At 68.0% G+C, this 21,962-nt stretch carries 18 protein-coding genes, 2 tRNA genes and 1 pseudogene; 4 read left to right on the top strand and 17 right to left on the bottom strand.

From position 1 onward, the window contains the following. Window positions 1–3: 3 nt before the first annotated feature. Window positions 4–2,649: a valine--tRNA ligase gene (locus tag ACEZDG_RS11020; RefSeq protein WP_380506264.1), complete on the bottom strand. Its 2,646-nt coding sequence runs from the start codon at window positions 2,647–2,649 to the stop codon at window positions 4–6. Between the two features lie 84 nt (window positions 2,650–2,733). On the opposite strand from ACEZDG_RS11020, the gene ACEZDG_RS11015 reads away from it, so the two are divergent. Together ACEZDG_RS11015 and ACEZDG_RS11010 are read left to right on the top strand one after the other, a co-directional pair. Beyond that, window positions 2,734–3,519, top strand: a complete 786-nt coding sequence (locus ACEZDG_RS11015) for a peptidylprolyl isomerase (RefSeq protein WP_380506260.1) — start codon at window positions 2,734–2,736, stop codon at window positions 3,517–3,519. Window positions 3,520–3,661: 142 nt separating this feature from the next. Then, a complete protein-coding gene (locus ACEZDG_RS11010) occupies window positions 3,662–4,579 on the top strand; it encodes a hypothetical protein (RefSeq protein ID WP_380506257.1) in 918 nt (305 codons plus the stop codon). A gap of 68 nt (window positions 4,580–4,647) precedes the next feature. Here the strand turns inward: ACEZDG_RS11010 and clpX are convergent, their stop codons facing one another. The 6 genes from clpX to ACEZDG_RS10980 all read right to left on the bottom strand — a co-directional run bounded on the left by clpX (window position 4,648) and on the right by ACEZDG_RS10980 (window position 11,425). Beyond that, the gene (gene clpX, locus ACEZDG_RS11005; protein WP_380506254.1) at window positions 4,648–5,937 is read right to left on the bottom strand and encodes an ATP-dependent Clp protease ATP-binding subunit ClpX; all 1,290 of its coding nucleotides are present in this window, start codon (window positions 5,935–5,937) and stop codon (window positions 4,648–4,650) included. 307 nt (window positions 5,938–6,244) lie between these two features. Continuing rightward, window positions 6,245–6,907 carry an ATP-dependent Clp protease proteolytic subunit gene (locus tag ACEZDG_RS11000; RefSeq protein ID WP_380506251.1) on the bottom strand — a complete coding sequence of 221 codons (663 nt, stop codon included), beginning with the start codon at window positions 6,905–6,907 and terminating at the stop codon, window positions 6,245–6,247. Window positions 6,908–6,989: 82 nt separating this feature from the next. Beyond that, the gene (locus tag ACEZDG_RS10995; protein WP_380506918.1) at window positions 6,990–7,613 is read right to left on the bottom strand and encodes an ATP-dependent Clp protease proteolytic subunit; all 624 of its coding nucleotides are present in this window, start codon (window positions 7,611–7,613) and stop codon (window positions 6,990–6,992) included. 289 nt (window positions 7,614–7,902) lie between these two features. Further along, entirely contained in the window at window positions 7,903–9,327 is a 1,425-nt protein-coding gene (gene tig, locus ACEZDG_RS10990; protein WP_380506248.1) for a trigger factor, read from the bottom strand. Between the two features lie 281 nt (window positions 9,328–9,608). Continuing rightward, on the bottom strand, window positions 9,609–11,198 hold the full coding sequence (locus ACEZDG_RS10985) for an MDR family MFS transporter (protein ID WP_380506245.1): 1,590 nt from the start codon (window positions 11,196–11,198) through the stop codon (window positions 9,609–9,611). A gap of 153 nt (window positions 11,199–11,351) precedes the next feature. Continuing rightward, window positions 11,352–11,425, bottom strand: a tRNA-Pro gene (locus tag ACEZDG_RS10980). 189 nt (window positions 11,426–11,614) lie between these two features. On the opposite strand from ACEZDG_RS10980, the gene ACEZDG_RS10975 reads away from it, so the two are divergent. Further along, window positions 11,615–11,685 (top strand) — tRNA-Gly (locus ACEZDG_RS10975). Window positions 11,686–11,754: 69 nt separating this feature from the next. Here the strand turns inward: ACEZDG_RS10975 and ACEZDG_RS10970 are convergent. From ACEZDG_RS10970 to ACEZDG_RS10950, 5 genes and pseudogenes are all read right to left on the bottom strand, one after another. Next, a complete protein-coding gene (locus ACEZDG_RS10970; protein WP_380506242.1) occupies window positions 11,755–11,985 on the bottom strand; it encodes a hypothetical protein in 231 nt (76 codons plus the stop codon). Between the two features lie 965 nt (window positions 11,986–12,950). Further along, window positions 12,951–13,514, bottom strand: coding sequence for a hypothetical protein (locus ACEZDG_RS10965; RefSeq protein WP_380506239.1), 564 nt, complete (start codon window positions 13,512–13,514; stop codon window positions 12,951–12,953). 285 nt (window positions 13,515–13,799) lie between these two features. Beyond that, window positions 13,800–14,882, bottom strand: coding sequence for a helix-turn-helix domain-containing protein (locus tag ACEZDG_RS10960; protein WP_380506236.1), 1,083 nt, complete (start codon window positions 14,880–14,882; stop codon window positions 13,800–13,802). Window positions 14,883–14,912: 30 nt separating this feature from the next. Further along, on the bottom strand, window positions 14,913–15,557 hold the full coding sequence (locus ACEZDG_RS10955) for a hypothetical protein (protein WP_380506233.1): 645 nt from the start codon (window positions 15,555–15,557) through the stop codon (window positions 14,913–14,915). Window positions 15,558–16,196: 639 nt separating this feature from the next. After that, window positions 16,197–17,065: pseudogene (locus tag ACEZDG_RS10950) on the bottom strand (hypothetical protein). Between the two features lie 225 nt (window positions 17,066–17,290). Between ACEZDG_RS10950 and ACEZDG_RS10945 the strand changes: the two are divergent. Further along, window positions 17,291–18,049, top strand: a complete 759-nt coding sequence (locus ACEZDG_RS10945) for a DUF6348 family protein (protein ID WP_380506230.1) — start codon at window positions 17,291–17,293, stop codon at window positions 18,047–18,049. Between the two features lie 22 nt (window positions 18,050–18,071). On the opposite strand, the gene ACEZDG_RS10940 is transcribed toward ACEZDG_RS10945, so the two are convergent. The 5 genes from ACEZDG_RS10940 to ACEZDG_RS10920 all read right to left on the bottom strand — a co-directional run bounded on the left by ACEZDG_RS10940 (window position 18,072) and on the right by ACEZDG_RS10920 (window position 21,832). Continuing rightward, window positions 18,072–18,269: a hypothetical protein gene (locus tag ACEZDG_RS10940; RefSeq protein ID WP_380506227.1), complete on the bottom strand. Its 198-nt coding sequence runs from the start codon at window positions 18,267–18,269 to the stop codon at window positions 18,072–18,074. A 253-nt stretch (window positions 18,270–18,522) separates the two neighbouring features. Beyond that, window positions 18,523–19,680, bottom strand: a complete 1,158-nt coding sequence (locus ACEZDG_RS10935) for a PP2C family protein-serine/threonine phosphatase (RefSeq protein ID WP_380506224.1) — start codon at window positions 19,678–19,680, stop codon at window positions 18,523–18,525. A gap of 165 nt (window positions 19,681–19,845) precedes the next feature. Beyond that, the gene (locus ACEZDG_RS10930) at window positions 19,846–20,658 is read right to left on the bottom strand and encodes an Fpg/Nei family DNA glycosylase (protein WP_380506221.1); all 813 of its coding nucleotides are present in this window, start codon (window positions 20,656–20,658) and stop codon (window positions 19,846–19,848) included. 12 nt (window positions 20,659–20,670) lie between these two features. Then, window positions 20,671–21,156, bottom strand: coding sequence for a ribose-5-phosphate isomerase (locus ACEZDG_RS10925; protein WP_380506218.1), 486 nt, complete (start codon window positions 21,154–21,156; stop codon window positions 20,671–20,673). Between the two features lie 64 nt (window positions 21,157–21,220). After that, on the bottom strand, window positions 21,221–21,832 hold the full coding sequence (locus ACEZDG_RS10920) for a biotin transporter BioY (RefSeq protein ID WP_380506215.1): 612 nt from the start codon (window positions 21,830–21,832) through the stop codon (window positions 21,221–21,223). Window positions 21,833–21,962: the final 130 nt, after the last annotated feature.

The raw sequence follows: 21,962 nt of genomic DNA, 5'->3' as shown, positions 1-21,962 counted from the left end.
TGCCTAACCCTCGGGCAGCGCAGCGATCTGCGCGGTGAGCCGGCTGATGTCCGCCTCGGCCTTGGCCCTGCGCCCGTGGATCTTCTCCACCGCCGCCGGGGCCGCCTTCGCCAGGAACGCCTCGTTGCCGAGCTTGGCCACGGCCTGCGTCAGCTCCTTCTCCGCCGCCGCCAGGTCCTTCGCCAGCCGCTTGCGCTCCGCCGCGACGTCGATCGTGCCGGACAGGTCCAGCGCCACCGTGGCGCCCGCGACCGCCAGCGTCGCCGTCGCCGTGAACTCCGCCCCGGCCGGCTGCTGCAGCTTGGCGATGGCGCGCAGCGCGTCCTCGTGCGCCGCCAGCCCGGTCCCGGCCAGGTCCAGCCGGGCCGGGACCTTCTGGCCCGGGTTGAGGCCCTGGTCCGCGCGGAACCGGCGGACCTCGGTGATCACCTGCTGCAGCTGGGCGATCTCGGCCTCGGCCGCGGCGTCGGCACGGCCCGCGTCCACGGTCGGCCAGTCGGCGACGACCACCGACTCACGGCCCGTCAGCGCCGTCCACAGGGCGTCGGTGACGAAGGGGATCACCGGGTGCAACAGCCGCAGGGTGACCTCCAGGACCTCGCCCAGGACCCGGCGGGACGCGTCCGCCTGCGGGCCGCCAGCCAGCAGCGTGGTCTTGGACAGCTCCAGGTACCAGTCGAAGACCTCGTCCCAGGCGAAGTGGTAGAGGCCGTCGCTGAGCTTGGCGAACTGGTAGTCGTCGTAGAGGGCGTCGGTCTCGGCGACGACCGCGTTGAGCCGCGACAGGATCCAGCGGTCGGCGGCGGTCAACTGCTCCGCCGCCGGGAGCGGCCCCTCCAGGGTCGCGCCGTTCATCAGCGCGAACCGGGTGGCGTTCCAGACCTTGTTGCAGAAGTTGCGGGAGGCCTTGACCCAGTCCTCGCCGATCGGCACGTCCGCGCCCGGGTTGGCGCCGCTGGCCAGGGTGAACCGGACCGCGTCCGCGCCGAAGGCGTCCATCCAGTCCAGCGGGTCCACCGCCGTGCCGGAGGACTTGGACATCTTCTTGCCGAACTGGTCCCGGACCAGGCCGGTCAGCGCGATGGTGTGGAACGGCGCCTGGCCGTCCATCGCGTAGAGGCCGAACATCATCATCCGGGCGACCCAGAAGAAGATGATGTCGTGGCCGGTCAGCAGCACGTCGGTCGGGTAGAACTTCTCCAGGTCCCGGGTCTGCTCGGGCCAGCCGAGGGTGGAGAACGGCCAGAGCGCGCTGGAGAACCAGGTGTCCAGGACGTCGGGGTCCTGGTGCCAGCCCTCGCCGGTGGGCGCCTCGTCGTCCGGGCCGACGCAGACGACCTCGCCGTCCGGGCCGTACCAGACCGGGATCCGGTGGCCCCACCACAGCTGGCGCGAGATGCACCAGTCGTGCATGTTGTCGACCCAGCTGAAATAGCGGCCCTCCAGCTCCTCCGGGTGGATCTTCACCCGGCCGTCCCTGACCGCGTCGCCGGCCAGCGCCGCCAGCGGGGCGACCCCGACCCACCACTGCAGCGACAGCCGCGGCTCGACCACGGTGTGGCAGCGCGAGCAGTGGCCGACCGCGTGCATGTACGGGCGCTTCTCGGCGACGATCCGCCCCTGCTCACGCAGGGTGCCGACGACCGCCGAGCGGGCCTCGAAGCGGTCCAGGCCGAGGAACGGGCCGTGCACGGTGATCACGCCGTGCTCGTCCATGACGGTGATGTTGGGCAGGTTGTGCCGCTGGCCGATGGCGAAGTCATTGGGGTCGTGGGCCGGGGTGACCTTGACCGCGCCGGTGCCGAACTCCGGGTCGACGTGCTCGTCGGCGACGATCGGGATCCGACGGTCCGTCAGCGGCAGCGCGACGGTGCGGCCGACCAGGTGGGCGTAGCGGGCGTCCTCCGGGTGGACCGCGATCGCGGTGTCGCCGAGCATGGTCTCCGCGCGGGTGGTGGCGACCACGATCGAGTCGTCGCCGTCGCCGTAGCGGATCGAGACCAGCTCGCCGGGCAGCTCCTCGTGGTTGACCTCGATGTCGGAGAGCGCGGTGAGGCAGCGCGGGCACCAGTTGATGATGCGCTCGGCGCGGTAGATCAGGCCGTCGTCGAAGAGCTTCTTGAAGATGGTCTGGACGGCCTGGGACAGGCCCTCGTCCATGGTGAAGCGCTCACGGGACCAGTCGACGCCGTCGCCGAGGCGGCGCATCTGGCCGAGGATCCGGCCGCCGTACTGCTCCTTCCACTCCCAGACCTTCTCGACGAAGGCCTCCCGGCCGATGTCGTGCCGGGACAGGCCCTGCTCGGCGAGCTGCTGCTCGACCTTGTTCTGGGTGGCGATGCCGGCGTGGTCCATGCCCGGCAGCCACAGCGCCTCGTAGCCCTGCATCCGCTTGCGGCGGGTCAGCGCGTCCATCAGCGTGTGCTGGAAGGCATGCCCCAGGTGCAGCGCACCGGTGACATTGGGCGGCGGGATGACGATGGTGTACGGCTGCTTCTCGCTTTTGGCGTCGGCCTCGAAGTAACCTCGCTCGACCCAGCGCTCGTACAGCGGACCCTCTACCTCCGCCGGGGAGTACTGGGTCGGCAAGGTGGTGTCGCGGGCGCTGTTGTCCCCGGTGTTCTCGGGGCGCTGGTTCGTGTCGGTCACGACACACAGTTTACGAGCCCGCGAGCATGGTCACGAACGGCTTTCCCTCCGGGTGGCCGCACGAACGGACGATGGAGGTTCCTGGTGAGCAGCGGCAGCCCCGGCAGCGGCGACGAGCAGAACACGGCCCGGCGGGCGCGGATCGAGGAGCTGCGGGCGGCGGAGAAGGCGAAGGCCAAGCGGCGGCGCACCGCGGTCATCGCCTCCGTGGCGGCCGCGGCCGTGGTGGCGGCGGGCCTGATCACCTGGGCGGTCACCGACTCCAGCGGCTCCAAGTCCAACTCCGCCGCAGGGTCCGGTTTCTGTGGCAACGTCAGCCCGGGCGACCCCAACGGCAAACAGTGGAAGACCGCGCCGGCCATGAGCATCGACACCGCGGCGGCCTACTCGGCCACGCTGAAGACCTCCTGCGGGGACATCGGCATCAAGCTGGACGCCAAGGCCGCGCCGACCACCGTCAACAGCTTCGTCTTCCTGGCCCAGCAGGAGTACTTCAACCACGTCAAGTGCCACCGGCTCACCACCAGCGGCATCTATGTGCTGCAGTGCGGCGACCCGACCGGGTCGGGCAGCGGCGGCCCCGGCTACAGCTTCGCCGACGAGAACCTCAAGGACCCGGCGATCCAGGGCGGCACCTACCCGGCCGGAACCGTGGCGATGGCGAACTCCGGCCCGAACACCAACGGTTCGCAGTTCTTCCTGGTCTACCAGGCCAGCCAGCTCTCGCCCGCCTACACGCCTTTCGGCACCATCACCTCGGGCATGGACATCCTGGCGCACATCGCCAAGGACGGAACCGGCACCGGCGGCGCCGACGGTGCGCCCAAGGACAGTGTGGTGATCAACAGCGTGCCGGTGACCAAGGGCTGACCGGCCGACGGCGACCGACCGGTCACGAACGGCTGGTCACGAACGGCTTTCCATCGGATACCCAAAGCCCATCGAAAGGGGCGGCTCAGCAGAACACGATGGACAGCCGTTCATCGTACTGGTCTGATATTCGACTATGTCGATGTACCCGCCGCCCCCTGAGAACACCTCCGGTGGAGCCGCTCCCTACGGACAACAGCCCGAGCCTCCGTACGGGCAGCAGCCGTACGGGCAGCAGCCCCAGTACGGCCAGCAACCGGAGTACGGGCAGCAGCCCCCGTACGGGCAGCCCGGGTACGGACAGCCCGCCGCGCCCGAGTACGGCCAGCAGCCGCAGTACCAGCAGCCGCCGCAGCCGGACTACGGGCAGCAGCCCCCGTACGGGGCCCCGCAGGTGCCGCCGCAGGCCGGGGGCCCGTACGGGGCCCCGGACAGCGCCTGGGCCGCCTACGGAATGGCGCCCCCGCCGCCGAAGAGCCGCAAGGGCCTGAAGATCGGCCTGAGCATCGGCGTGGTGGTGATCCTCGCGGTCGGCGGCACCGTCGCCTACGGGGTGATGAAGGCGACCAAGAACATGGGCACCTACAAGCTGGTCGCCCCCGCCACCTTCCAGGGCCTGACCAAGCAGGACGACAACTCGATCACCAAGGCGATGCAGGGGTCGAGCAGCAGCCTGCAGGACGCCGGGGCGACCCCGGTGGTCACCAGCTACGTCAGCTCGCCGACAGCCCCACTGCCGGACATCCTGGTGATCGGCGGCTACGGCAAGCTCCCGCTGGCCAGCCTGCAGCTGGACCAGTTCTGGAAGGGCATCACCGGTGCCGACTCCAGCAACAGCGTCACCCTCAAGACCAGCGAGGACGCCGGCCCGCTCGGCGGCTCGATGCAGTGCGCCCTGGTCAAGGAGGACGGCATCTACTTCCCGACCTGCGTCTGGGCCGACAACAGCACCTTCTCCGGGGTGATGGACACCGCGCACACCACCAGTGCCCACCCCGACCTGCCCGCCCTGGCCACCCGGGTACGGGCGCTGCGCACGGTGATGGAGATCAAGAAGTAACCGCCGACAAGACGGCGGGGCCCCGGTACCCACTGGTACCGGGGCCCCGCCGTCTGTCGCTCCGGCCGCTAGGCCGACTTCTCGCGGCGCTCGCGCTGGGTGCGCAGATCGCGCGGCACCAGCGTCGGGTTGACGTGTTCGAGGACGACGTCCTCGGTGACCACCACGCGGGCGACGTCCTTGCGCGAGGGCACCTCGTACATCACGGACATCAGCACCTCCTCCATGATGGCGCGCAGCCCGCGGGCCCCGGTGGTGCGCTTGATCGCCTGGTCGGCGATGGCGTCCAGCGCGGTGTCGGTGAACTCCAGCTCCACGCCGTCCAGCTCGAACAGCCGCCGGTACTGCTTGACCAGGGCGTTCTTGGGCTCGGTGAGGATCTGCAGCAGCGCGTCCCGGTCCAGGTTGTGCACACTGGTGATCACCGGGAGGCGGCCGATGAACTCCGGGATCATCCCGAACTTCACCAGGTCCTCCGGCATCACCGAGCGGAACTGGTCACTGGACTCGATCTCGTGCTTGGAGCGGATGGTCGCCCCGAAGCCGATGCCCTTCTTGCCGGCCCTGGCCTCGATGATCCGCTCCAGGCCGGAGAAGGCGCCGCCCACGATGAACAGCACGTTCGTCGTGTCGATCTGGATGAACTCCTGGTGCGGGTGCTTGCGGCCGCCCTGCGGCGGGACCGAGGCGGTGGTCCCCTCCAGGATCTTCAGCAGTGCCTGCTGCACGCCCTCGCCGGAGACATCGCGGGTGATCGACGGGTTCTCGCTCTTGCGGGCGACCTTGTCGATCTCGTCGATGTAGATGATCCCGGTCTCGGCCTTCTTGACGTCGTAGTCCGCCGCCTGGATCAGCTTCAGCAGGATGTTCTCGACGTCCTCGCCGACGTACCCGGCCTCGGTCAGCGCCGTGGCGTCCGCGATGGCGAACGGCACGTTCAGCATCCGGGCCAGGGTCTGCGCCAGCAGGGTCTTGCCGGAGCCGGTCGGGCCGAGCAGCAGGATGTTGGACTTCGCCAGCTCGATGCCCTCGTCGCGGCCGTGCTTGCTGCCGCCGCTCTCGCCCGCCTGGACCCGCTTGTAGTGGTTGTAGACGGCCACCGAGAGCGACTTCTTCGCCGCCTCCTGGCCCACCACGTACCCGTCCAGGAACTCGTAGATCTCCCGGGGCTTGGGCAGCTCCTCGAACCTCACCTCCGAGGTCTCCGCGAGCTCCTCTTCGATGATCTCGTTGCACAGGTCGATGCACTCGTCGCAGATGTACACGCCGGGCCCGGCAATGAGCTTCTTCACCTGCTTCTGGCTCTTTCCGCAGAACGAGCACTTGAGCAGGTCGCCACCGTCACCGATGCGTGCCACGAGGTGCTTCCCCTTCGCCAAAGGCCCCGTAGGGACAGGAGCCTGGTGCTTGGTTTCCGACGGTACTCCGTCATGACCCTCGATCCGCCGTGTTCGGCGGTCTTCCCTCTTCCGCCCTGGGCGAATTACGGCCGGAAGGCCGGAGAGAAGCTGTGTGTGACCGCACGGTACCGCAGCGCGTTCCGGGACAGGGAGTACGCGAAGGCGGTGCACGGGCAGTACTAACGATGGTGCCAGGCTGCGGCCCCCGCTCCAAGAGCGGGGGGCCGACCGCCTGCGTGGTGCTCGTCTCAGTCCCGGATTCCGGTCAGTCCGAGAGCGACGTCTTGCGGGTCGAGGTGATCTGGTCGATCAGCCCGTACTCCAGCGCCTCGGCCGCGGTGAGGATCTTGTCGCGCTCGATGTCCTCACTGACCTGCTGCGGGGTCTGGTTGGAGTGCTTGGACAGCATCTCCTCCAGCTGCTCCCGCATCCGCTGGATCTCGTTGGCCTGGATCTCCAGGTCCGACACCTGGCCGCGGCCGGTCTCGGTGTACGGCTGGTGGATCAGGATCCGGGCGTTCGGCAGCGCCAGCCGCTTGCCGGGGGCGCCGGCCGCGAGCAGCACGGCCGCGGCGGAGGCCGCCTGGCCCATGCAGACGGTGGCCACGTCGGGCTTCACGAACTGCATGGTGTCGTAGATGGCGGTCAGCGCCGTGAAGGAGCCGCCGGGCGAGTTGATGTACATGGAGATGTCCCGGTCCGGGTCCATCGACTCCAGGCAGATCAGCTGCGCCATGATGTCGTTCGCGGAGATGTCGTCCACCTGGGATCCCAGGAAGATGATGCGCTCCTCGAACAGCTTGGCGTACGGGTCGTACTCGCGGACGCCCTGCGAGGTGCGCTCCACGAAGCGCGGGACGATGTAGCGTCCCTCTGCGCGCATGTCCGCCACACGCCCGCGGGCGCTGGACAGGCTGGGGATGTTCATTACGGTGTGCCTCCGGGAGCGTTCGAGACGGCTCAAGTCGCGGTCGTTGACGGTTTTCAGCGGGCTGCGGCGTGGGCCGGAATCAGGTGGCCGCGCCGGTGCCGCCGCCGCCGGGGACGTCCGCGGCGCTGTACATGATGGCGTCGATCAGGCCGTACTCCACGGCTTCCTGCGGCTGGAACCAGCGGTCGCGGTCCGAGTCCTTGGTGATCTGCTCCACGCTCTGGCCGCTGTGCTGGCCGATCAGCTCCGCCATCCGGTGCTTGAGCCGGATCAGCTGCTGGGCCTGGATCCGGATGTCGGTGGCGGAACCGCCGAGGCCGGCCGAGGGCTGGTGCATCAGGATCTCGGCGTTGGGGAGCGCGAAGCGCTTGCCCTTGGCACCGGCCGTGAGCAGGAACTGGCCCATCGAGGCGGCCATGCCCATGGCGATGGTGACCACGTCGTTCTTGATGTACTGCATGGTGTCGTAGATCGCCATGCCCGCGGTGACCGAGCCACCGGGAGAGTTGATGTACAGGTAGATGTCGCGGTCCGGGTCCGCGGCGAGCAGCAGCAGCTGAGCCGTGATCTTGTTGGCGATCTCGTCGTCGACCTGCTGGCCGAGGAAGATGATGCGCTCGTTGAGCAGCCGGTTGTAGACCTGGTCGCCCAGACCGCCGCCGCCGATGTCACCGGCGGCCTGGGGCGCCATAAGGCCGGGCATCTGGAACTGGGGAGTCGTCACGTAATCCACCCGCTCATTGTGTTCGGACGGCTGAATCGTCCGCCGTCACTGCGTCTCTTACGAAGGTCTGCTACGAAGATCGGTCCTCGGGTACGACGGGTATTGATGGACCGACAGTCACCCTGCCCCTCGTACAAAGGACCCTAACGCGCAGGCAGGGCCTGGCCATCCCCTACACAGAACTGTTCGCTGTGAGCGCAGGGTCACCGAACACGGCGAAGGGCCCGGACGCGAGCGCGTCCGGGCCCTTCCAGAGTGCGTGCCGGGATCAGGCCTCGACGGTCTTGGCGGGGGCCTCGTCGGCGGTCTCGCCCGAGGTCTCGTCGGACGCGGCCTCGGCCGGGGCGTCGGCTGCGTCCTCCTCGTCCTCGTCGTCCTCGAAGTCGATGACGTTGCCCTCGGTGTCGACGACCTTGGCGGCCTCGACGACCACCGCGAGCGCCTTCCCGCGGACGACCTCGCCGACCAGCAGCGGCACCTGGCCGCCCTCGACGACCTGCTGGGCGAACTGGTCCGGCGTCATGCCGGAGCCCGCCGCACGGCGCAGCAGGTGCTCGGTGAGCTCCTCCTGGTTCACCGCGAGCTCCTCCTTGGACGCGATGGCGTCCAGGACGAACTGGGTCTTGATACCCTTCTTGGCCTGCTCGACCAGCTCCGCCTCGAACTCCTCGGCGGTCTTGCCCTGGAGCTTGAGGTAGCCGTCCAGGTCGATGCCCATCTGCGGCAGCTGGTGGTGCTCCAGGTTGTGCTTGCGGGTCTCCACCTCGTCCGCGAGCAGCTTCTCCGGGTACGGCATCTCGACGAGCTCCATCAGCTTGTCGAGCACCCGCTCCTGGGCCTGGGTGGCCTGGTCGAACTCCTTCATCCGGACCAGCCGGGTGCGGGAGTCCTCCCTGAGCTCCTCCAGGGTGTCGAACTCGCTGGCGAGCTGGGCGAACTCGTCGTCCAGCTCCGGGAGTTCCTTTACCTGGACGGTGGTCAGGCTGACCGTGACCTCGGAGTCCTTGCCCTCGGCGGTGCCGCCCTTGAGCTCGGTGGTGAAGGTCGCGGTGCCGCCGGCCTCGAGGCCGGTCAGGGCCTCGTCGATGCCGTCCAGCAGGCGGCCGGAGCCGATCTCGTAGCTGACGCCGGTGGCGGTGCCGTCGTCGGGAACCTCACCGTCGACCTTGGCCTCCAGGTCGACGACCACGACGTCGCCCTCGGCGGCGGCGCGCTCCACGGTCTTCAGCGAGGCGAAGCGGTCGCGGAGCTCGTTCAGCTTCTCCTCGATGTCCTCGTCGGACACGGTGATCGGGTCGACCTCGACCTCGATACCGGTGAAGTCCGGCAGGGTGATCTCGGGGCGGATGTCCACCTCGGCGGTGAACTTCAGGTCGCCGCCGTCGGCGATCCGCTCGACGCCCTCGAGGCCGTCGATGTCCGGCTGACCGAGCACATCGAGCTTGCTCTCGTCGACAGCCTGGGTGTAGAAGCGCGGCAGGGCGTCGTTGACAGCCTCTTCCAGCACGGCCGCCCGGCCGAAACGCTGGTCGATGACGCGAGCCGGGATCTTGCCCTTGCGGAAGCCCGGAACCGTGACCTGCTGGTTGATCTTCTTGTACGCCGCGTCGAGGCTGGGCTTGAGCTCCTCGAAGGGCACCTCGACGGTGAGTCGAACCCGGGTCGGGTTCAGAGTCTCCACGGCGCTCTTCACGGTTGGGTCTCCTTGGGGGCTTTGCGGTCGGGGTGTCCGCCGCACACCCGTTTCCAAGGGCGCACGGCGAGACGGGTGATAGGTCAGAGGCGACATCGCCCGCCGGGGTGGGTGGACGCTGAGCTCGCTCCTCGCCCTCGGGCGGCCGGTCCCTCGTGTGCGTTTCCTCCGGCCGGACCCCGGATTTCCCGGGGTATTTCCTGAGGTCGTGCACACGCAGACAGCCACCAGCGGTCCATCCTACCGGTACCACAATCTGCATTGGTCCCAGCGGGAGCAGGCTACGCGGTGGGGGCCGGTTCCCTGGTGCTTTCGGCGGTCCCGGGGAGGACTTCCTCGGCTGCGGGCGGGGCTTCGGCCTCGGCTTCGGCCGGGGCGTCGACCGGGGCGCTGTCCCCGGCTTCGGCCGGGGCTCCCGCCGGGGGCTTGCGGACCATGGTCGGGGCGGCGTCGCGGTCGGAGATGAACAGGGCCACCACCGCGGCCACGGCCGCCAGGCCGGAGGCCACCAGGAAGGCGGCGTGGTACGCGGTCAGGTTCGCGGTCGGCGTACCGGCCGCCGTGGTGGTCACCGTGCCGATGCCGGCCAGCACCGTGCCGAGCAGGGCCACCCCGATCGCCGAACCCAGCTGGCGCTGGGCGTTGAACAGCGTCGAGGCCCGTCCGGTCGCGGCCGGCGAGACCGTGGCGAAGGCGGCGGTCTGCGCGGGCATGAACACATGCGCCATGGAGAAGCCGGTGCCGAACATCAGCGCCCGGGCCGCCCAGACGCTGGTCTCCGGGGTGAGCAGCGACATCAGCGCCATGCAGAGGGCCACACCCGCGGCTCCGCCCGCGATCAGCCGGCTGGGCCCGAACCTCGGGTAGAGCCGGCTGGCGATCTGCGAGGCGATCATCACGCCGATGGCCTCGGGGAAGGTGTTCAGGCCGGTCTGGAAGGCGCTCGCGCCGACGGCGTTCTGGTAGTAGAGCGGGAAGAGGTAGAGCATCCCCAGGAACGCGGCCCCGGAGATCAGGCTGACCAGGTTGGTGGTGCGGAACAGCCGGTCCTTGAAGAGCCGCAGGTCCAGCATCGGGTCCTTGATCCGCAGTTCCACCAGGACCAGGCCGACCACGGCGGCGAGGCCCAGCAGCGCGGCCGTCAGGATCCTCGGCGTGCCCCAGCCCTGGTCGGCGCCCTCGGCCAGGGCGTACATCACCAGGCCGAAGCCCACCGCGGCGAGCAGGAAGCCGGCCGCGTCGAAGCGCCCGGCCCGCTCGGACCGGAAGTCGGGGAGGAAGAGCAGGCCGAAGGCCATCGCGGCGATGCCGATCGGCACATTGACGATGAAGACCCAGTGCCAGGAGAAGGCGTCCACCAGCCAGCCGCCAAGCACCGGGCCGAGCGCGGGCGCGACCGCGGTCGGGATCATCAGCACCCGGGTCGCCCGCATCCGCTCCTGCTGCGGGAACGCGCGGAACAGCATGGTCATCCCGACCGGGGTCAGCATGCCGCCGCCGGCGCCCTGCACGATCCGGTAGAGGCTGAGCTGGTCCAGGCTGTTCGCGGTGCCGCAGAGCAGCGAGGCGACGGTGAACAGCGCCAGCGCGAACAGGAACACCCTGCGGGTGCCGAACCGGTCCCCCATCCAGCCGGACAGCGGCACGAACACCGCCAGGCTGACCAGGTAGCCGACGTTCACCACACCGACGGAGGCGGCGTCCACGCGGAACTGGTTCCCGATGGAGGGCAGCGCGACATTGACGATGGTGGTGTCCATGATCGACATGAACAGCGCGGCGACGAAGACCACCGCGACGGCGGTCTTGGGCGCAATGCGGGGGCGGAGGCTCGGACGGCGTGCGGGCGTGGGCGTGGGCGCTGCGGGCATGGGTGCGGGTCACGCCTTCCTGGGTGGGTGGTGACGCGCCGCGGAGAACAACACCTGACTGCTCAGTTATTCCGCTGTTCCGCTGTTCCGCTGTTCCGCGGGCCGGCCCAGAACACGTACAAGGCCCCACCGGTACCCCGGCAGGGCCTTCCGTCGGGGTGACCGGATTCGAACCGACGACCTTCCGCTCCCAAAGCGGACGCGCTACCAAACTGCGCCACACCCCGCACCGCCCAGATGCAGCACCCGTGCTCGTCGAACCGGCGCTGCCCGTGCCTGGACGACACGTAGCGTACATGCAGAATGCCGGCCCACCGTCCGCTTTTCGCCGGGATCCGCCACGCGATCAACCGGCGTGCATCCGCCCGCCCCAGTCCGCTACTCTGTTCCTCGAACGCGCTTCTTCGGCGCGCTCCGCGGGCGTAGCTCAATGGTAGAGCCCCAGTCTTCCAAACTGACTACGCGGGTTCGATTCCCGTCGCCCGCTCCGAACGGTTCGGCCCCAGCTCAGCGACATGATCGCTGGACTGGGGCCGATCTTCGTTTCCGGTCCCACCTACTCCCGGCGTGCCCGTTCCGAGGCCGCCATGGTGTTGCCGGTGTGCCGAGGATCGTGGAAGTGCAGGCCCTTGATCCCCACGTCCCAGCAGGCCCGACGCCACACCCGGTTGAACTGGTTCTGACGCGGGGTGCCGCCCTTGGCCCCGAGGAAGACGCGCCCATCCCTGCCCGATTCGGTGAAGGTGGCCATGTGCTGGCGCAGCGCCGCCATAGTCGCAGCGGGCACGACCACGTCCGGAAGTCGGCCCGGCCCTTGGGCAGCTTGGTGATCTGCTTTCCGCTGCTCAGCTCAGCGACGGTGGAGCGGATCCGGACGCTCCCGGAGCCGGTTGATCAGTGGGCTCCTGCTCCACGAGGCGGCATGACGTGACCGTCCTTATCGTCGGTGAACCGATCCTGGCCTGCTCAACGAGGACTACGCCATAGGCAGCCCGAGAACGGCAGTGGTCATCGACGGAGCTGGCACTCCAGCAGCGCTACCCACGGGCTGCATCCACGGAACAGCTTGGTACGCAAGGCAATTGGGTACGGAGCCGCATCGGTTTGCGGTCAACGGGACGGACAGCTTGGGGGAGCTGCCTCAGCGAAGCGATCGAGCACACCGCGTTCCGGCACTCCGGAACGTGCGATCCCGGCGACCCGATGACCCCCTCAGCCACCATCGCCATGTGCCGTTCAGACGGGCAGTACCTCGAATGGCTCGTTCTGTCTGACCCGAAAGCAGCACCGCGAAATGGTCGGCAGGTTGGAAGGCCTGAGCCCGACGGAGCGTCTCCACGCTCTCGTTCGCGCCCAGCGGGAAATGATGAACGTCCAGGACGGCTACTGGGTGGCGGCGGCCGATCCGAAAGCGGCCAGTGAAGCAATCACCGGGACGATCCCATTGGCCGAGCTGTCCTGGGGGCTGCCATCCCGCCTGCCGTCGTCCCAGGCAGACGGGATGGCAGCGGGGAGGAGTGTGGTCCCGGTGGGGATCTCTACCCGTTCGCCTCAATTCGGACGCCGCTCTGCCGGGGCTCTGCTGGCGCCAATGTGCGTAATGATCCGCTGGTCGACTGCGGGGAGGTGAACGATCACTCTAGATCCATTGGCGAGGAGGACCATGACATCTCTGGCTTCGGTGTCGAAGCGGTCGTCGTCCTGATGCTGCGTGCGGCGGAAGGGCAATTGCATTAGAAAGCACCTACCTACTTAGGTCTTCAGTGTGAGCAGCTCGCCGACGCCCAAGGTCAAGACCGCGATCGCGAACTCGCCAGCTCCTACGACCAGGGTCGCACGCTTCTTGTCAATGACTTGGTAAAGATTTCGTGCGACCATGTTCTTCTCGTTCCGGTACAGCTGCAGCAGAAGGTCGTGCCCTTCCAGCCGCTCCCACTGCCTAATTAGGTCCGCATCAATGGCCTGAAGACTGCCCTTCCGGTAGGTGCGACCTTGGTCATCCACGATCTTCTTGCCACCATAGAGGCAAGCTGCGAGCGTCACCACGCTCAGTACGACCATCAGACAGGCAACCCATCTAGTCAGCGCCACAGCCCCCGCGTCCAGGGCGATGACGAGGAAGACCCCTTCGAAAGCCATCAGTGCAGTCGCTGCCCAGTAGATGGCCGCGAGCGTGGACGCTTGATTCGCCCGCTCGTCGCGTAGCTCCTGCCACAGATCGCGAAAGATCGTGATGGCCTCAGCAGGCAGCGCAGCATTCTTGCTCGCAGGCTCCTCTTGGGCGCGCGCTCCAGTTGCGTCCTCGTCGGGCCCCATACATCCACCGTCCAACGAGAGCACTCATCCCGCCACCGGAGTCGTCGATCCCGCCAAGACGGCTTCGTTCACTGCCTAGGGCCACCCCTGGGCCGTATGAGGTCAACCGAGGGCGCACAACGATGAAAATTGGCGCCCCCGCAGGTCCGGAGGATGATCGGCGATTGCATCGCAGATCAGCGATCCGGCCCGTCACTTCTTCAGCTTCTGGGAACGGCGTGGGGTGACGGCAGCCGAATTCCCCAGCGGGCCAGGAACGTCGACTGCCAACTCGCAAGGGAATATTCAGACAAGCCTCAGGCTGGCACGGCCAATAGCAGACGGCTCACCGTTGCCCTCTAGGGCAATGGGGACAAGACCGAATACATGTAGATTCATCTCGTCGATAGTCAAGTTCAAGTCTCCCGCCATTTCAGCAGGATGAATACCTTCGGCACGCAGAGCTGAAAATACCTTAGTTAGCAACTGGGACGTTTCACGCGTAATTCCATTAGGCTCGCCGCTTCGATACCCCATCTGCGACAGCTGTTTTGCCATTGTCCTGTATCCCCAGTCTGAGATTAGGCTCATATCCCTCAGGCGATAAGCCAGGGCGACAGCGGCAACTTTCCACCTGAGCTTGGCACTCAAAACTCTTTTCGTATCAGCGTTATACAACATCTGCGCCAGAAGTCCCGCGCGTGGCATCAAAAATGCAGAGGCGAATTGCTGAGCCTCTTGCTCTGCTTCTGGCCCATGCGGAATCCTGTGCTCCGAATGCAAGACGAGATGCCCCAGCTCATGCGCCGCGTCAAATCTTCCACGCTCTCCACTTTTGGCAAGGTTCAAAATAATGAAAGGTTTTAGCCGCTCCCAACGGAAGGAGAAAGCATCGACCCCAGAGCAGTCAGACGCGAGCGAGAAGACACGCACTCCGTGACTCTCAAGCAGGTGGACCATATTCGTGATGGGCGCCTCCCCCAAGCCCCAGAGGCCACGGACTCTCTCGGCTGCCTCCTCAGGACGGCAGCGCGGAAGGGTCGGGACGTCGGCCATTGGAAGGTCAAAGCGCTTCTCGATCCAACTGTTGATTTCGATTGCGATTCGACCCGCACCACGCGCCGCATCCCGATCAAGCGCACTCATCTTAGAAAGAGCTCGGAAGCTAATCGCGTCAACGGGAATCTCTTCCATGTCGTCGGCGCAGAGAAATGAGGTCGGGATTTCTAGTGCCTCGGCTAGCAGCTTGATGGTGTCGGAAGAGGCCGCCTTATGCCCATTCTCGAACGCCGTCAAGCTGCGTACCGAAATCCCGGACTTCTGAGAAAGCCGAGCCAGAGTCATGCGCCGCCTCTTTCGCGCAAGCACGAGTCGCGAAGAAGTTAGCATGCCTTACCATCTCCAGATCTTAAGTAGTAACTAAACGGCTCCCTTGAATGCCACCGGAACCTCAACCGGAATTTCTTCAATTACTTGGTCGAGCTTCCTGATGTCGAACTCGGGACCGGTGAACGGATTATCCGGCAAAATTATGCGTTCCCGCCAGGTATCGACAAACTTGCCGTGCATCTCTACGGGCAAAGATAGCTCAAAAGTGAGCCCTTCGCGAGTCGACTTGTAGAGGAGGAACCATGTAGGAATCGCGTTGATATCCTGCTTTGATTCTTCTCGGCCGGGAATTGAGAACAGCGGAAGCTGCTCGAAATTGAACTGCACGAGGCGAGCCACCGCAGGACCCTTGGGGTTCTTGGTCCTGACTTCACCGGTCCAACTGGCGGACTCATCGCCCACCAGTCCCGATCCACTTCCAGCAGTGATCGCAAATTCACCTGACGGATGGATCGTCCGCAGGATCTGCTGCGCATTGCTGTAGCTCCACCCCTGCGGCAGCAGTCGCTCCCGAAGCAGCCGATTGCTGCGGGACCAGAAGGTGTAGCCGGCCATGCCCGGCGAATCCAGGTCGGTACAGACGCGGGCCTCGGAAGACGCGCCACTCAAGGGCATGTGGATGTCGTCCACGACAAGGCCGAGCCGACGCAGCCGCTCGATGGCATCGAGTCCCACGTGACACACGGGTTCCATGTGACCTCCCAACTGACTAGGTTCCAAAAATCGTACCTCATCCGAGGGCCGATTTTTGGAACCCGGCATATCGAACACTAGTTTGAAGCACTGTGATCGTCAATCCTCCGAGAACGCAGACTGCACTGGCCACGAAGTCGGAGGCTGCCCGACCACTGCGTCAATGATCGTTAGAGATGCGATGGCGACAGGCGACACCACTACACGACGCTTCTTGTGGACGTTCTGAAGCCTCCAGTGGCCCTCCCCGGCCCGTACGCGGCAAGGGTGGACTCCACGCACGGGGATCAACAGGGGCCGCCTAGGGCACCATAGAAGAAGTTGAAGCCTTTCCCCGCCCAGCGGTGCGCCTTCCACGGGACTTCTGACCTCTCGTGAGCCGTGCCACGTACGTGCCATGTCAGGCGGGAAGCTGCGGGGAACCAAAGGAACCCAGATGGCGAACGAGGCTCCGCAGCTGGGCCAGCGGGTTGCCAGCTCAATCGGGATCTTGACCCGAACTCTTCCAAACTGACTACGCGGGTTCGATTCCCGTCGCCCGCTCCAGTAGGTGAAGTGCCAGGTAGGAGCCGGTGTCCGCAGCTTGCGGGCACCGGCTCCTGTTGCGTTCGGGGGTAACCGCTACTGCTGGAAGAGGTCGGCGGTGGTTGTTGCGGTGAGGGCGTGGTCGAGCCAGGTGCTGAGTTGGGCCGGGTCGGTGCAGGCGGTGATGCGGTCGTGGTCGGCGGCGGAGAGGGTGATGCCGCGCTTCTGCAGGATCAGCAGGATTCCCTCGGCGAGGCCCTCGGCGCGGCCTTCGGCGCGGAGGCGTTGTGAGGTCTCCGAGCGGAAGAAGGAGAGGTCGACGGACATCAGGTTCCTCCAGGTCTGTGCGGCCGGGCAGTGCCGAGGCCGAGTTCGGTGAGCTCGGCGAAGATCCTCGCGGTCTCCTCGTCGATGGTTTTCAACGCGGCGGCCAGCGCTTTCAGTATGGCACCCGCGTTCGCGTCCCTACCATGCGTGATCACCGAGAATGTCGCGAGCGGGATGTCCTCGGCGGCGGTGGCCGGATCGGTGATGACGGGGACGTTGTGCGGCCCCAGGACCAGCGGGCGCACCGTGAGGGTGGGCCACTCGGCCGGGCCGATGGTGATCGGCTCGGCGGCCCAGGCGGCGGTGGACCTGTCCTGGCAGACGATGAGCAGCACCGGAGGCAGTCGGTACTTCGCATAGAGGTGGGCCAGATAGTAGGCCCAACTGCCCGGTTTGTCCGGGTCTTTCTTGCCCTGGGCCTCGACGGCGAGGAGGTGGCTGCCGCTCGACGCGGTGTCGACCTGGAGCAGGGTGTCGACGCGTCGCTCCAGCGGTTTGATCTCGGTGAGGTCCGTGGGCAGGAGCGACACCGCCACCGGGTCGGGGAACGGGATCCCGAGTGTGCGGAAGGCCCGGGCGAAGATCCCCGGGTCCTCCTGGAAGATGCGGTGCATCGCCTCATGGGATGAGCTGACCATGGTTGGAAGGCTAGGGAGCCGCAGCGGGCAGCATCCTGGAGATCGACAGCTGGCGCTCGATGGGATGGTTTTTCGGGCTCGTTCGTTGACGGGTGGGGCGGGAGTGGGCGGGTCCGGTGTGGGACTCGGGTTCATCCGGTGGTCGAACGCCGGTACGCTCCGGGGGCGGTGAAGCGTTCACCGCAACTACACATTTGGAGACTCTCCTTGCGCGGCCCGCAGCGGATGAAGGTCATACAGCGCAGCGTGGTGCGGGAGATGGCCTGCCTGGGACTGGAGTTCCAGGTGGAGGGCAGTGTCGTGCGCGGGCCCGGGACGACCGCGGTGGCGGTGCGGGAGCACGGCGGGCACGGCGAGGGGCATGTGGATCTCGGCTATGTGCTGCGGCTCGGCGAGGGCGAGGGCCCCGTGGTGTGGGACTGCACCGCCGGTCTCGGCCGGACCGAGGAGGAGCAGCTGCAGAACGCCGTGCGGATGTGGCGGACCACCACCGCCTCGGCGGTGGTGGAGCTGCTGGAGCGGCGCGGCGTGCACGGGGAGCACTTCGGGCCCGGCGCGGTCGGCGGGGTCGCGGGCTGGCACGCGATCCAGGGGCCGGCCTGCGTGTTCGGCTTCCGCAGCGGGCCGTTGGGCGACTGGGTGGCGGAGCACCAGCTGCTGCCGGCGGTCGCCGACGCGGTGCTGCCGTACCTGACCGACCCGGCGGTGAACGGGGTGAAGTTCTTCTTCGGCGGCCGGGAGGGCGACGAGGTCGCCGAGGTACGGGTCAACGGCGAGCCGGTCGCGGCGGCCTCGGCCGCGCTGCGGGCGATGCCGTGGCCCCGGGGCGAGCGGCTGGCGTGGGTGCGCAGCTTCGTCCTGCTGGCCGCGGATCCCGAGGAACTGGCCGGAATCGAACGGTTGGTTACGGCCCGGCGGGCGCGCTGGGGCGCCCCCGGAACGGCGCTGCTGCGGCGATGGGTGCGGCAACAGCAGCAGCGGTGAAGGGACCTGCTACTTCGTCAGGCTACTTCGTCAGGCTGTTGATCGTGGTCGCGAGCTGGTTCAGGAAGTCCTGAATCGGCGTCGCGGCCGAAGTCTTCGCGAGGAAGAATCCGAACAGCGCGGCCAGTATGGCGTAACCGAGCTTCATGCTCTTGTTCCGGATGAAAACGATCAGAAGGATGCCCAGCAGGACAACGGCCGAGACTGAAAAGGTCGTCACTCTGTTCCACTTCCTGGTTCAAGACGTGCTCGGGGCCCGGGCCACCCGGCAGGCCGGTCCGCCGCGCCGATCTCCGGCACTGCCCCTCCCTCCCCACGCCCGACCCTCAGTGTCTCCGGAGCGAACGGCTCCGTAAAGCACTTCCGGGACAATGCTCACCTGGTGATCCCTATCCGGCCGATATTGGCCGAACACCGCCCGGAGATCTTGGTGGCGATGGTACAGGTGTGCTGAACTGTGGGTTGAGGGACGGTTATTCACGCCAGATCAACAGCAGCGCCCGGTCATCGTTGAGATCCTTCGCCACGGTCTCGATCAGCCGCCAGGCGGTGCCGGTGAAGGTGGTACCGACCAGCCGGTCTGCCTCCCCCATCAGCCGGTCCATGCCCTCGGAGAGGTCCCGTCCCGGCTCCTCGACCATGCCGTCGGTGCAGAGCATCAGCACGTCGCCGCGGGCCAGCCGGCCGCGCAGGCCGGTGAACTTGGCGCCCTCGAAGATGCCCAGCAGCGGCCCCTCGGCCTCCTTGGTCTCCCAGTGGCCCTTGCCCATGCAGCGCTGCATACCGGGAAGGTGACCGGCCGACAGCAGTTCGTACTCGCCGGTGTCCAGGTCCAGAACCAGGTGCACGGCGCTGGCGAATCCTTCCTCCCATTCCTGGCGCAGCAGGTAGCCGTTGGCGGCCGGGAGGAAGTCGTGCGGGGGCAGTGAGCCGAGCAGGCCGCCGAAGGCCCCGGAGAGCAGCAGGGCCCGGGAGCCGGCGTCCATGCCCTTGCCGGAGACGTCGGCGAGGACCGCCTCCAGTACCCGGCTGCCCTCGCCGGTGCGGGCGGCGACCAGGAAGTCGCCGGAGAAGGACTGGCCGCCGGCCGGACGCAGCGCCATCTCGGCGTGCCAGCCCGAGGGCAGCAGCGGGATCTGCGACTGGACCTTGAGCCGCTCGCGCAGGTCGAACAGCATGGTGCCGCCGCCGCGCCAGGGCACCCCGACCCGGCTGCGGAGCTGAGCCACCAGCAGTCCGCCGGCCCCCACCGCGCCGACCACCAGGACGCTGCCGGGAGTGACCCGTCCGGCGCCGAGGCGGTACGGGCCGAGCAGCGCGGACTCGACCGCGAGGGCCGAGGCGGCGGCGGTGTAGAGCAGCACCAGGCTGCTGGGACGCAGCAGCAGGGCGCCCGCGAGCACCGGCAGCACCAGCATGGTGGGCGGGCACCAGATCGGGCTCAGCAGGGTGACCAGAGTGATCAGCGGCACCAGCGCGAACAGTGCGGCGAAAGCGAACCAGTCGGAGGCGTCGCCGCGGAAGTAGTCGACGGCGGAACGGCGCACCTTGCGGCGGCCCCGGTAGAGCGCCCTGCGCCCCCGTGCCGCAAGTGTCTCCCGCGGGGGTCCCCCGGGCGCTCTGCCTGCCATGCCCGCTGACCCTACCGAGGAGAGAGGCCATGCGTCGATGGCAGCCCGGAGGATGGTCCGTCGCCGGGGCTTGTTCGAGGCCGTGTTCGGGGCCTTGCTCCGGGCCTTGTTCAGGGTCACCTGCGGACTCCCCCCGGGGGCCGTGGTCCAGCGCTGGGGCCGACCTTACCCGGGCGGCTGGCAGGCCGGGCACCAGAAGAGGTTGCGGCCGGCGTGGGTCTCGGTGCTGACCGGGTGTCCGCAGACCAGGCAGGGCTGGTGGGCCCGCCGGTAGACGTACACCTCGCCGCCGTGGGCGTCCTCGCGGGCGGCCCGGCCCATGGCCTGCGGCATGTGCTCGGGGCGGACGGTGTCGATCCAGCCGTCGCGGACGCCGTCCCGCATCAGGACGGTCAGGTCGGCCCAGATCCCGTCCCACTGGGCCCGGCTGAGGGACCGTCCGGGCATCCGGGGGTCGAGGCCCTGCCGGAACAGCACCTCGGCGCGGTAGATGTTGCCGACGCCGGAGAGCACCTTCTGGTCCATCAGCAGGGCCGCGACGGTGGTGCCGCTGCGGCTGATCCGCTGCCAGGCCGCGTCCCCGGTGTGGTCCGGCCGCAGCGGGTCGGGGCCGAGCCGCTGGTGCACGGCCTTCTTCTCGACCTCGCTGATCAGCTCGCAGGTGGTGGGGCCGCGGAGATCGGCGTAGTGGTCGTCGGTGGCTATCCGCAGCCGCAGTTGGCCGACCGGGGCCGGCGCGGGCCCGTCACCGAAGCGGACCTTGCCGTAGAGGCCGAGGTGGACATGGATCCAGCCGACCGCGGCGAAGCCGAGGAAGAGGTGCTTGCCATGGGCCTCGGTGCTGGTCAGCGCCTGGTTGTCGAGCCGCCGCGCCGCCGCGGCGAAGGGCCCCTGCGGGCTGGAGACACGCACCGGCTCGCCGCCGAACAGCTGTCGGTACTCGGCGGCGAGCCGGTGCAGGGTGTGGCCTTCGGGCATGGGGTGTCGGACTCAGCCCTGCGGGTGGTGGGCCGGGATCGGCGGGAGTTCGCCGGTCGTCTCGTACTCGCTGATCATGTCGATCCGGCGGATGTGGCGGGGGTCCTCGGAGAACGGGGTGCCGACGAAGACCTCGACGAACTTGGTGGCCTCGTCCAGGGTGTGCATCCGGCCGCCGATGCTGATGACGTTGGCGTTGTTGTGCTCGCGGCCGAGCTCGGCCGTCTCCGTGCTCCAGGCCAGTGCGGCGCGGACGCCCTTGACCTTGTTGGCGGCGATGGCCTCACCGTTGCCCGAGCCGCCGATGACGATGCCCAGGGCGTCGGGGTCGGCGGCGGTGCGCTCGGCGGCGCGGAGGATGAACGGCGGGTAGTCGTCCACCGCGTCGTAGACGAGCGGGCCGCAGTCGATCGGCTCGTGTCCGGCGCTGGCCAGCCACTGGACGAGGTGCTGCTTGAGTTCGTATCCGGCATGGTCGGATCCCAGGTACACGCGCATGGTCGCCAGTGTGGCACGAGCGGACTGAGCAGGGCGTCCGGGGCCTCCGGTCGGCCCTGCTGTGTCAGCCCCTGCGCCCGGCGAGCTTCCAGACGGCGGGGAGCAGGCCCATCGCCAGCACGATCTTGAGGCCGTCGCCGAGCAGGTACGGGTAGAGCCCGAGCGAGGCCGCCTTGCCCAGGCCGACGTGCAGCGACGCGGCCAGGTAGGGCACGCCGACGGCGTAGACGGCGAGGTTGCCCAGCACCATCGCGACCGCGGTGCGCAGCGGGCTCCGGTCGGCGCCGCGCCGGGCCAGCTCGCCGACCAGGGCGCCGGCCAGCACGAAGCCGATGACGTAGCCGAGGGTCGGGCCGGTGCCGGAGCTGCCCGCGGCGAACCAGGGCAGCCCGGCCAGGCCGGCCAGCAGGTAGAGCGCCAGCGAGGCCACCCCGCGGCGGGTGCCCAGGGCGGTGCCGACCAGCAGCGCGGCCAGGGTCTGGCCGGTCACCGGCACCGGCGAGCCGGGGACCGGGACGACCAGCTGGGCGGCTATCCCGGTGAACGCCGCGCCGCCGACCACCAGGGCGAGGTCGCGGGCGCGGCCGCGGGCCCGGGTGGAGGCGGGGAGCAGGTCGGCGAGGACGGCGGCCGGACGGGTGCCCGGGCGGGCGGCAGCGGCGGTGGCGAGGGTCATGAAGGGTATCTCCGCAGGTCGGGCGAGGGTGTGAACGACTGTGAACCTATCGGCTGCCGCGTCGGCGCGGGTATGGCGTTTCCCACAGAGCCGCAGGTCGGTGCGTTGGATGGTCCGCCGGTCGGACCGG

Source organism: Streptacidiphilus alkalitolerans (assembly GCF_042511045.1).
Lineage (GTDB): Bacteria > Actinomycetota > Actinomycetes > Streptomycetales > Streptomycetaceae > Streptacidiphilus > Streptacidiphilus alkalitolerans.
The sequence above is the reverse complement of the archived record's forward strand: the minus strand, read 5'-3'. Positions and strand labels throughout refer to the sequence as shown.

Coding starts and splice junctions, on each gene's coding strand:
- ACEZDG_RS11010 (WP_380506257.1), top strand. CDS start 3,662: ATGTACCCGCCGCCCCCTGAGAACACCTCCGGTGGAGCCGCTCCCTAC.
- ACEZDG_RS10920 (WP_380506215.1), bottom strand. CDS start 21,832: ATGACCCTCGCCACCGCCGCTGCCGCCCGCCCGGGCACCCGTCCGGCC.
- ACEZDG_RS10985 (WP_380506245.1), bottom strand. CDS start 11,198: ATGCCCGCAGCGCCCACGCCCACGCCCGCACGCCGTCCGAGCCTCCGC.
- ACEZDG_RS10960 (WP_380506236.1), bottom strand. CDS start 14,882: ATGCTAACTTCTTCGCGACTCGTGCTTGCGCGAAAGAGGCGGCGCATG.
- ACEZDG_RS10965 (WP_380506239.1), bottom strand. CDS start 13,514: ATGGGGCCCGACGAGGACGCAACTGGAGCGCGCGCCCAAGAGGAGCCT.
- ACEZDG_RS10925 (WP_380506218.1), bottom strand. CDS start 21,156: ATGCGCGTGTACCTGGGATCCGACCATGCCGGATACGAACTCAAGCAG.
- ACEZDG_RS10930 (WP_380506221.1), bottom strand. CDS start 20,658: ATGCCCGAAGGCCACACCCTGCACCGGCTCGCCGCCGAGTACCGACAG.
- ACEZDG_RS11000 (WP_380506251.1), bottom strand. CDS start 6,907: ATGAACATCCCCAGCCTGTCCAGCGCCCGCGGGCGTGTGGCGGACATG.
- ACEZDG_RS10935 (WP_380506224.1), bottom strand. CDS start 19,680: ATGGCAGGCAGAGCGCCCGGGGGACCCCCGCGGGAGACACTTGCGGCA.
- ACEZDG_RS10945 (WP_380506230.1), top strand. CDS start 17,291: ATGAAGGTCATACAGCGCAGCGTGGTGCGGGAGATGGCCTGCCTGGGA.
- ACEZDG_RS10995 (WP_380506918.1), bottom strand. CDS start 7,613: ATGCCCGGCCTTATGGCGCCCCAGGCCGCCGGTGACATCGGCGGCGGC.